The organism is Acidimicrobiales bacterium, from assembly GCA_036378675.1.
GTDB lineage: Bacteria > Actinomycetota > Acidimicrobiia > Acidimicrobiales > Palsa-688 > DASUWA01.
Genome location: DASUWA010000055.1, coordinates 103804 through 113915, shown reverse-complemented (window position 1 = coordinate 113915; position 10112 = coordinate 103804). Strand labels below are relative to the sequence as shown.

Sequence of the window (10112 nt, the reverse complement as noted above, 5' to 3'; positions counted from 1 at the left end):
ATTCCTCTCGTGAACCTGGAATCCCTGGCTCTTCGCGTCGTCGATCGGCTCCCTGAGCCAGTCGCCGACCGGCTTCGCGGCCCGGGAGGCCAGAAGCTGTGGCGTTACTCGGTCGCATCGATCGTCGCGGTTATCGTCAGCGAGGTCTGCCTGGTCCTCTTCAATGGGGTGGTCGGGATGAGTGCCGCGGTGGCAAGCTCGCTTGCTACATCCATAGCCGCGATCCCGAACTATTACATGAATAGGAAGTGGGCCTGGGGAAAGCACGGGCGCAGCCATCTTCTAAAGGAGGTGCTGCCGTTCTGGGCCCTGGCGTTCGCAGGGTGGGCGCTGTCCACATACTCGGTGTACTTAATGGAGCACTACGCCAAACACCACGGGTTTTCGCATACTTTGACTACCGCTCTCGTTGCCATCGTCTATATCGCGGCTTTCGGGGTCCTTTGGATCGGAAAATTCATGATCTTCAACAAGCTCATGTTCGTCCACAGGCATCACCAGGCTAAGGAAGACACTGAGGGCCTCGCCGTCAACTCGAGCGGCCCGAGCGGCATACGCGTCCCCGGGTAGGACGCTCTGAAACGCGACTTGCTCGCTCGAGCACAGGATGCACGGGGCTTCATGCCCCAAGACGAAGGATTCGCGTTGTACCGTGCGGGCCTCGCGGCGGCCAAATCCGGCCTCGGACCACTCCTCGAGATCGGCACCTATTGCGGAAAGTCGGCCATCTATCTCGGCGCTGCTGCTATGGAAGCGTCGAACATCCTGTTCAGCCTCGACCACCATCGTGGGTCGGAGGAGAACCAGGTCGGTTGGGTACATCACGATCCTTCGATAGTTGACGATCGCACAGGTCGAATCGACACCTTGCCTTTTGCAAGACGGACCATTGAAGACGCCGGGCTCGAGGACTATGTCGTTCTAGTGATCGGCAGGTCGGAGACGGTCGCCGCTGCTTGGAGCCGATCGCTCGGCTTTCTCTTCATCGACGGGGGCCACGGTGAGGAACCCGCATGGACCGACTACCACTCATGGGGAGCCAAGGTCGCGCCTGGAGGCTTGATGGCCATTCACGACGTCTTCCCCAATCCGGCAGACGGGGGACGACCTCCGTATGAGATCTATACGGCTGCCGTTGACTCGGGAGATTGGGTCGAAGCCGTCGACCTTTGCTGTGGGAGTCTGCGAGTGCTCCGGCGGGTCCATTCTGCAGCCACCTGATCGTAAAGCTCTCCGAGACGAGCGCCCATCTGGCGGGCGTCGAACTTGGAATGAAGGCGATCACGGGCCGCCTTGGTTATAGAAGTTCGCAGGCCCTGGTCTTCCAGCAACTCAAAAATGGCATCGGCCATCTGTGCAGATTCACCGAAGGGGACGAGAAAGCCCGACGTGCCGTGCTCGACAGCATCGCAATTGCCAACCACGTCGGACAAGACCACCGGGACGCCCGCCCGCATCGCCTCAAGTGGAGCATACGGACCGCCCTCAAATCGCGAGGTGAGAGCGAAGACATCGAACTGATGGAGCACCGCCGAAGCGTTGTCGATCTGCGGAACAAGGTGAAACCTCTCCGCCAGACCCTCTCTCGCTACCTCAGCCCGTACTTGCTGCTCGAGCGGTCCCATCCCGATCATCAGATAATGGGCGTCGGGACGTCTTCGGGCGAGAGCGGACGCAACCTTGACAAACACGTCGGGTGCCTTCTGTGGCACCAGCCTGGCGATTGTCCCCACGAGCGGAACTCCATCCGGAATCATGAGCTGATTCCTGATGTCGAACCCTGGTGCTGGGAGCTCCGGGTCGATTCCGTTCGGTATAACGACGATCCTCGACGGCTCGGCGAGCCGCCAGGCTCGCGCCCGACTGGCCTCGCTTTCCGATACCGCGACGATCCTCGACGCCAAACGGCCCAGGGCCCTCTCCGCCGTTCGCCCCAGGCGATCAGTGGTGAGCCCATTCGGCGTGTAAATGACGGGAAAGTCGCGAGGAAGGTTTGCCAACCGAACGAGGGCGCCGGCGATTGACGAATGAGCGTGCACGACTGATGGCTGGAGCTCACGAAATTTACGTCGCAACTCGGTGATCGCTACAAGGTTCCGGGCGTCCGCGACGCTTCGTCGCATCTCCAGGTACTCGAGTCGCACTCCTCGCCGGGTCATCGCCAAGACAGCCGAATCGTCATAGGCAGCGCCCGAACCCTGAGGTACCGACTTGGGTGGTAGCACCAAAGCGTGCTCGATCCCTCTTGTGTGGTTCACGATGTCGGCGACGTGGCGAGCGAGACCCCCTCCGACCGACTGTGAGACGTGTAGGACTCGCAAGATGTCAGGCGGGAGATCGCCGGTTGAGCACCGCTGGGATCGTCCGTAGCAGGGTCAAGACGTCGACACCGAAGCTCTTAGTGGCCACGTAAGCAAGATCGAGATCGAGCATGTCCTCGTAACCCAGGATGTTGGCGCCGAGGGCTTGCCACAGACCAGTGACGCCGGGCGAAGCCTGGTGCCGAATCTGGGCACGAATGTCGAAATCCTCGGGCTTGACTGGAAGAGGCCGGGGGCCCACCAGACTCATGTCGCCTCGAACGATGTTCAGCAGCTGGGGCAGCTCGTCGATCGAGAGCCGACGAAGGACTGCGCCCACGGGGGTGACTCGAGGATCATCCTCGAGCTTGAACAGCAAACCACCCTTTGCGAAATTCCGCGAGGTGTAATCCAGCTGATGTTGTTCGGCATCCACCACCATGGATCGGAACTTGAAGATGGTGAACTGCTTACCGTCCCTACCGACGCGCTTCTGTCTGAACAGAACGGGGCCTCTGTCCGAAATCCAGATCGCCGCGGCTGAAGCCAACAGAATCGGGCTGAGAACCATGAGAGCCAGGACGGATGCAACCACATCGAAGACTCGCTTGGCCGCGACCGATCCCCAAGAGGGCCGAAGACGAAGTGGAAGCACACCAAGATCGCCGATACTCGATCTCAGCTGGCCGGCTGAGAGAGTTGCGATAGGAAGCGCAAGTGTGACGTCGACCTGTCCTTTTGAGAATCGCACGAAGTCGAGAAAGACTGTTTCGTCGAGGCGATCAGGGACGCAGAGCACGTGGTCGACCGGGTATTCGCCCAATAGATCGTTTACGAGCCTTCGTCCGGACTCCGGAGACGCGCCTTCGTTCTCGACAGGGATGAAGCTTGCGGCGTATCGGAGGCCGGCTTCGGGATAGGTCAAGAGCCGGTGCTGTATCTGGTCGATTCGCTTCGCGGAGCCTATTACCAGCGCGCCTTGGAGTCCTAAGCCGTTGCGACGGGCCGACGCGATCGTGAGCCACAAGGCGGCACGGATCCCAATCAACGCAAGACTCATAGAAATGGTGGCCAGCGCAACCTGGTCTGTGGTCACGCTTGGCTGTCCGACCGCGAGTGCGAGCCCAACTGCTGCAGCCGCTGGCGTCAGGTGTCGCCCGTACCACAGAATGCCCTGCGTTTCGTACGGCAAGCGCCTCTTCCAAAGGCCAAACAAGAGACCGGTGCACAGGAGAACTGCGACACCGGTCGAGATGCCCACAGCGGTGGAGCCGGCGAGGGAAAGAGCCAGCCCTGCCAGACCGAGGTCCGCCAAGATTGGCCCTGCCGAGCGTCCAGCTTGGTGCCAGCCGCACACAACGCGGAGCCACGCCGGGTTGAGTGACTGCACAACCAATTTGCTGTGGCGTCGTCCCTCAGTGTCATCCCTCAAGTCGATGACGTCGCCGACTGCACCTCGAACACCACCGGTAAAGGCTGGAACGGTGTGGCGTGATGTTTCGACGTTCAATGTCGACGACATTGGGAGCATCGATGCTCCCCTCGAAATCGGGTTAGTTCTCATTGTTATGCCATGCCCCCCAGCTGGCTAATGGCCTGTCGATCAGGCGCTTCTACGCTGCCTGGCAACCCTTAGGGTCCCGTATCCCAGCGCGATCAGGATGATCGCTCCGATGACCATGAGCGCGATATTGGCGCCCGTGAAGGCCAGGAATCCGCTGGGTTGTGAGCCGCTGGACCCTGTCGTGGATCCGCTGGCATTTGCCGCCGAGGCCGCCGCTACGCTCGGACTCTTGCATCCGCTGTCTTGAACGGAAAACTGCTGTTGCGCTACCAGGCTGTATTGAGCGTCGGTGGCTGTGGCCTGGTGCTGACCGGGCGACAAGCAAATGCCCGTACTTCCGGCACTCGTGCAGCCGCTCGCTTCGATGGTGCGGCTGTCGACAGGGTTACCGTCGACATACAGCTGTACTGTCGAACCCTGGTCCGCTGGCTGGGCGCAAGCCTGCCACTTCAGCTTGCCGTTGTTGTAGCTGACGGTCAAACTCAGAGTTTGCGACCCTGTCGTGGTTGTTGGTCGGCAGTTAGCGATCGTGGTGGAGGTGTTGTAACCCTGGTTGGGGCAGGAGGTCGGCGAGGCGGGTGCGCCCACACCTGGATTCGCTCGGGCGGGAGAACCCGATAGGACGGCCGTCACGAAACCGAGTAGCACCGCTGCCACCAGCAGCATGCCGACTCGGCGAGCTAGGCCGAACCGCTGCAACCCTCCGGCGTTTCTCGTATTTTTACTCAACACCCCATCCTTCGACTCCGGATCACCGGACGTCCTCAAGGCACCCCAGCAGTTTTCGCCGTTGCGGCAGCGATATCCTCCATCAATTGCGGTGCCGAATCAAGACAAAGAAGGCCAGAGGGCGCCTTCTCATGCCTAATCATGACAACTTGCTCAAAAAGGTCGTCGGTATCACCCGGGGTGATGGGACGAAGCCGAACTGTAGTCGGGAAGAGGGTGTCGGCGGGATGAACACCTGGAGGACCACGTGTGAACTGGATCGTGCCGGAATTGTGACTGTGTATGACACTGTCTCGACCCCGTTCTGCGACCCCGATACCGGACTCGTAGTAACGGACCCATCGATCGAGGCTCCCTTGAGGAATGATCCGGCAGGGAGATAAAGGGTGACCAGCCCTTCGTACTCTCCAGCTGTTTGTGCTGGACTGAACGGTCCGAAGACCTCCTGGGGGACGGTTTGACCAGCCGGAGCCGTGTTGTCCAGGTCGATGGTGGCGTTCATGAAGCTCCCCGATTCGCTAGGCCGCTGACCGGTCAGGCGAAGGGACGAAGTCAGGTAGTAGTCCAGCTTGTTCGACCCGAAATTCTGGACCGTGAGCTGGGTGAAATCGGTCGTGGGAGACGGTAGGGCTCCGTCAAATCCGAGAAGTCGTATGGCGGTTTCATCAGTTGGATCGTCGGCGTACATCATCACGTGGCGCTGCTTGGAAGCACTGATCAGGGCCACGCCCAGGGGTTTGAGCGTCGTGAACTCTCCGGACGTCAGCCGTTGGAAGGCAGCTTGGGCGACCTCGCCCGTGAAGTCCTGACGCGCTGTCCGCTGCGGAAAAAGCTGATACGCGGTGCTCAGGGTCACTGACACCGCGTTGTCAGAGCTGACTGTTCCCAGATCAGGGGTGCTCACCGGACCGACGCCGGCGAGTATCGCGGCCAGGCCGGCGGAATCAACCTGGATGACTCCGTCGACATGCTGTCCGCTTTCGTGTTCGTACATCGCCTCCAGGACGGGACCGTCGACGGTGAAGTCGGACATCATGTTCGAGTCCCGCCAGTCGGAGGTAGGCGCGAGTCCAGCGTAGGTCTTCATAAAGTCAGCGGGAAAAGTCGCCGAGGTCTCGGGGCTGTTCAGTTTGATTTCATCAATTGGGCCGATGTGGACCAGAGTCACCTTGCCGCCATGCGAAGTCAGAACGCCGTAAGAGAGGATCATCCCTCCAGACCCGCGCATCTCGGCGCTGTTGGCAACTGCGATGAGATATCGCCTGTCGCCCGAAGCTCCGGAGATGTCTTCGACAACTCGAAGCGCAGCGCCAACTGACAGGAGTTCCGCTTGACGCTTCGAGGCTTCTCGGAATACCCGGTTTACTGCCGACCTCACAGGGCTGAAAACGAGGGAGCTGTCGAGGCCTGCCGGCGCATCGGGAAGGGTGCTGGCGACTTGTTGGACCGCTGACTGAACTGCTTCCACGGTGTCAAGGGGCGTCTGACCTTGTCGAAGGGGGACCGCCAATTGACCGTTCACGGCTAGGGGCGAAGCGGCGTTCAGTATGTCCTCAGCACCGCCGACCATTTGCAGCCCAAGTTGCACGCCCGACCGGACAGCTTGCAGGTTCTGCCGGCCAATGGGGAGGGCGTTGAGCACTTCGAAATCAGGACTGTTATACAAGGCCGAGTTGACGCTCGTTAGGGTGTTCTGGGCCTGGACAAGTTTCTCCTCGGCGACGCCAACATGACCCTCCTCGGCTTCAGCGGTCACCGCCTGGAGCGTCGCGGGAAGCGCCCTCAGCTTGCGTTCGAGGCGTACGCCGTGAATTATGCCGATGACCGCGACGAGAAGTACCAACACGACGAACCCGGCGGCAATTAGCAGTGCCGGCAACAGCCACCGTGGATGCCGTCTGGGACTCCGGCGACCGGACTTCGCCCGACGATGGTTCACTTTCGGCGAATGTCTTGGCCAGGTTGGCGCGCGCCCTTGAGAGATGAGGGACCGTTCGCAGAAAGTCTTTCCACCACCGCGTCAGCGATCATCTGTACGGCTTCTGGCGACAGCGGGTGGTCGGAACGAGCTCTAAGAGTTATCCGCCGGCGCAATGTCTCGATCTGATGAGTGATTTCGTTCAAGCGCTGCCGGAAGTCAGCCTGCTGGCTGGCCACCGCCCTGATCTCGTCGTTGATTTCGCCGAGGGAAACCTGCAAGCGATCCTCCGACTGTGCAGAGGATTCGGTCTGTAGAGCCATCGACTGTTCGAGTCTGTCCATGGCCGTCATGAGCGCGCGGTCTGCGCTCGTCCCGTCGATCCCACTCGGCGATGCCGACGCTCGCGTCAGGGCATCCAACCGGTCGGAGATTGAGGCGAGCACAGCCTGCATGTTCGCCAGTTCGGCGACGGTGTCCTCCCGCCCCGCTCGCGTCGTCTCAGCGGGCATCCCGTCTTCGGGCGCCGCGCTCAGGCCATCCTCCGCTTCCTCTGGTTCTGCCCCAGGCCACTGCAGGCGGACATCCAGATCGTCTCGAGACGTCCCTTCAGGCTCCATTCGCGGGCAACGTTATCCGATGGTCTTTCCAGCCTTGCCGTCACCACCAATTCGCTCTCGCCATAGCCGAGCACGAAGCTGCACAAGGCGAACCAATGACCTGGGGATACGGGACCAGATGGAGGTGCGAGGGGGTCGCAGCTCTGTGACGTCGACTGGTACCTCGACGACGCGGACCCCGGCCCGTTCCGCTCGGAGAATTAGCTCGGTGTCAAACACGTCTTCGCCGAAGCTGCAGATCCTCACGAAGGGTTCAAGGGTTTGTCGCCTCATGGCCTTGATGCCATGGGTATCGCTGACCTGAAGCCCGAAACCGTAACGCAGTAGCGAAGAGAAGACGTTGGTCACGACCCTCCTGCCTGGGCTCCTTCGGTCGAGAGCTCCTGGCGCGCGTTTGGAACCGACCACCAGCGCTACTTCAGAGTCCTTGAATCGCTCGACAGCCTCGTCCAGGAAACGCAGATCCACGAAGTCGACGTCGAAGTTCACAACGATGTCCCCGCGAGAAGCGAGGAATCCCGATCGTAGCGCTCTGCCATAGTCCGGAGCCGGGAGGCGGATACCAGTGACCTCCTCGTAAGTCGACTCCAACGATCCGAGTTCTTCGGGTGTTCGGTCGCTCGACCCGTTTTCCGCGATGATGACCTCGAACTCTTGGCCTCTCTCACGGAGGCCAGCCACAACCGTCCCGACGGCCTGCTCGAGGTATCCCTCCTCGTTGTGTGCCGGCATGACGACCGAGATCATTAATCCCTCATGCTAAGTGACCGTCGCCAATCGACTACCCCGAGCCAGTCAGCATCCCGGACCCGCGGCGGTCGGCGACAAATCGCGGTGATCCTGCAATGGGTGGCTACTGGTGTCGTATGTGGCCTATTGATCGCGCTCTCCGTTCCGCCCTTCGGATTCTGGCCTCTCGCTTGGGTGGGATTCGCCGGGATCGCACTAGCGTTGCCTGGGCGTCCGGCCCGCGACCGCTTTGCTCTCGGATTCGGTGCCGGTCTCGGCCAGTATGTGGTCGGGCTCGCATGGGTCAGTGAGTTCTCGATTCCTGGTTGCGCCGCTCTCATGATCCTGGGGGCGTTGTTCGTCGCATCGACGCTGCTGATCGTCCCGGTCCGTCGGCCAGGGACACTTGGGTTGGCGATGCCGGCGGCGTTCATCCTCAGCGACTGGGTTCGAGCGAGATTTCCGTTGGGCGGTTTCCCGCTCGGTGGCACCTCCCTCGGCCAAGCTGCTTCTCCTCTCGTGCCAAGCACCCGCCTCGGAGGAAGCCTGTTGTTGACCGGCGAGACCGTCCTCGTCGGAGTGACGATTGCTCAAGCGATCCGAGTCGCCCTCGGCTGGAGAGCTGGAACCCACCGGCCTAACCGCCTCGGAAAGTCACGATCGGCCGCAGGCGCAGCACCTCGAGCCCTTGCACTGTTTGCAGCCGCCGCGGTGGCTGTGCCGATTGCCGGCCGGCTCTCGCCGGCAGGCTTTGGGGGACATCTCTCACCATTGAAGATCGCGCTCGTCCAAGGGGGTGGTCCGCGTGGAACGAGGGCGATTCACACTGACCCCCAGGTAGTATTCGACCGCCACTTAACCGCGGCACAAGGAATATACGGGCCTGTCGATTTGGTGGTGATGCCTGAAGGGATACTGCAGACTGACCAGGCGTTCACGAACAGTGCAGACGCGGCGGAAATCGCCGGGCTCGCGCAGAATCTGGCGTCCACCGTGGTTGTCGGTGTCGAACAGGACGTCGGAACAAAGCACTACCTCAACGAAGTGGCGGCTTGGTCTTCGTCCGGCGCCGTCACCGCTACCTACGTGAAGAATCATCTGGTTCCGTTCGGCGAGTACGTGCCCTTCCGTTCGGTCATTGCCCGGCTGTTCAACGTGTCCGACGTCCCGCTGGACGCGATCGCGGGTCACGGCGCGGGATATATGAAGACTCCGGCGGCACCTCTGGGGGTGATGGTGTCGTACGAGGTTTTCTTCGACGAAAGGGCGCGAGGTGGAGTCCGGTCGGGCGGGCAGATCTTGATTGTCCCGACGAACACCGCCTCATATCGTTCGAGCCAGGTTCCGACACAGGAATTGGCCGCCGCCCGTTTGCGCGCGTGGGAAACCGGACGATGGGTACTTCAGGTCACTCCAACGGGATATTCAGCGATCGTTACGCCCTCGGGACGGATCCTAAATCGATCGATTCTCGGCATGCAGACTGTTATCGAGGGGACGGCCAACCGTGAGTCCGGTACAACTGTGTACGTAGCGGTGGGTGACGGTCCGTTCGCAATTGTCTCGGCCCTTCTTCTTCTGTTCGCGCTGGTTATCGCCAGATGGGACTCTCGGTTGCCACGACAAACCGGCCCCCCGGAAAGATGACATTGCGATAGTGAGCCAAGGCGAAACCGACCTTCCCGGGGTGGACATCCTGCTCGTGTGCACCGGGAACCAGTGTCGGTCCCCGATGGCGGCAGCCATACTGACCCGCCTGCTCTCGGAACGCGGCTCTGCATTCAACGTCGCTTCGGGAGGGTTCGTAAGCGAGGGCATCCCCTGCCCGCCTGAGGTACTAGAGGTCATGGGCCCGCTCGGTTACGACCTGTCCCCGCACAGGAGCAGGGCGCTTTCAGAGGCTCTATTGGATTCCGCCCGGATCGTGGTCGGGATGACCAGGCAGCACGTCGTCGATCTCTCGCTAGTGGACCCGACCACCTGGTCACGAACGTTCACCTTCTCGGAGCTGGTGCGCCTGGGGGAGGCCAGTCCGGCAAGACGATCGGACGAGTCCCTGGATTCGTGGGTGGCTCGTATTGGCGCAGGCCGCCATCGCGCCCGAATTCTGGACCTGCCGCTGTCCGAGGACGTTCCCGATCCCATCGGGAAACCCTTAGGGGTCTACATCAGAACGCGGGACCGGTTGGTAGCTCTGGCAACCGGGTTCGCCGATCTGATCGAACCAGTTTGACCTGAAGGCTTCCGGCGAT

The 10112-nt window shown here is 61.2% G+C and carries 10 protein-coding genes; 4 read left to right on the top strand and 6 right to left on the bottom strand.

From position 1 onward, the window contains the following. The first annotated feature begins 9 nt into the window (after window positions 1-9). Window positions 10-570: a GtrA family protein gene (locus VFZ97_17870; protein HEX6395306.1), complete on the top strand. Its 561-nt coding sequence runs from the start codon at window positions 10-12 to the stop codon at window positions 568-570. A gap of 51 nt (window positions 571-621) precedes the next feature. Next, window positions 622-1221 (top strand): class I SAM-dependent methyltransferase, encoded by a 600-nt coding sequence (locus tag VFZ97_17865; protein HEX6395305.1) that lies wholly within the window; start codon window positions 622-624, stop codon window positions 1219-1221. On the opposite strand, the gene VFZ97_17860 is transcribed toward VFZ97_17865, so the two are convergent. From VFZ97_17860 to VFZ97_17835, 6 genes are all read right to left on the bottom strand, one after another. Then, window positions 1122-2321, bottom strand: a complete 1200-nt coding sequence (locus VFZ97_17860; GenBank protein ID HEX6395304.1) for a glycosyltransferase — start codon at window positions 2319-2321, stop codon at window positions 1122-1124. The two genes, VFZ97_17865 and VFZ97_17860, sit on opposite strands and share 100 nt — an antisense overlap. Before the next feature lie 4 nt (window positions 2322-2325). After that, a complete protein-coding gene (locus VFZ97_17855) occupies window positions 2326-3822 on the bottom strand; it encodes a sugar transferase (GenBank protein HEX6395303.1) in 1497 nt (498 codons plus the stop codon). 81 nt (window positions 3823-3903) lie between these two features. Further along, entirely contained in the window at window positions 3904-4593 is a 690-nt protein-coding gene (locus VFZ97_17850) for a hypothetical protein (protein ID HEX6395302.1), read from the bottom strand. A gap of 139 nt (window positions 4594-4732) precedes the next feature. Continuing rightward, a complete protein-coding gene (locus VFZ97_17845; GenBank protein ID HEX6395301.1) occupies window positions 4733-6472 on the bottom strand; it encodes a DUF4012 domain-containing protein in 1740 nt (579 codons plus the stop codon). Window positions 6473-6528: 56 nt separating this feature from the next. Further along, window positions 6529-7131, bottom strand: a complete 603-nt coding sequence (locus tag VFZ97_17840) for a hypothetical protein (GenBank protein HEX6395300.1) — start codon at window positions 7129-7131, stop codon at window positions 6529-6531. A gap of 12 nt (window positions 7132-7143) precedes the next feature. Next, window positions 7144-7878 (bottom strand): glycosyltransferase family 2 protein, encoded by a 735-nt coding sequence (locus VFZ97_17835; GenBank protein ID HEX6395299.1) that lies wholly within the window; start codon window positions 7876-7878, stop codon window positions 7144-7146. Window positions 7879-7980: 102 nt separating this feature from the next. On the opposite strand from VFZ97_17835, the gene lnt reads away from it, so the two are divergent. Then, on the top strand, window positions 7981-9507 hold the full coding sequence (lnt, locus tag VFZ97_17830; protein ID HEX6395298.1) for an apolipoprotein N-acyltransferase: 1527 nt from the start codon (window positions 7981-7983) through the stop codon (window positions 9505-9507). Window positions 9508-9517: 10 nt separating this feature from the next. Continuing rightward, a complete protein-coding gene (locus VFZ97_17825; protein HEX6395297.1) occupies window positions 9518-10093 on the top strand; it encodes a hypothetical protein in 576 nt (191 codons plus the stop codon). The last annotated feature ends 19 nt before the right edge of the window (window positions 10094-10112 follow it).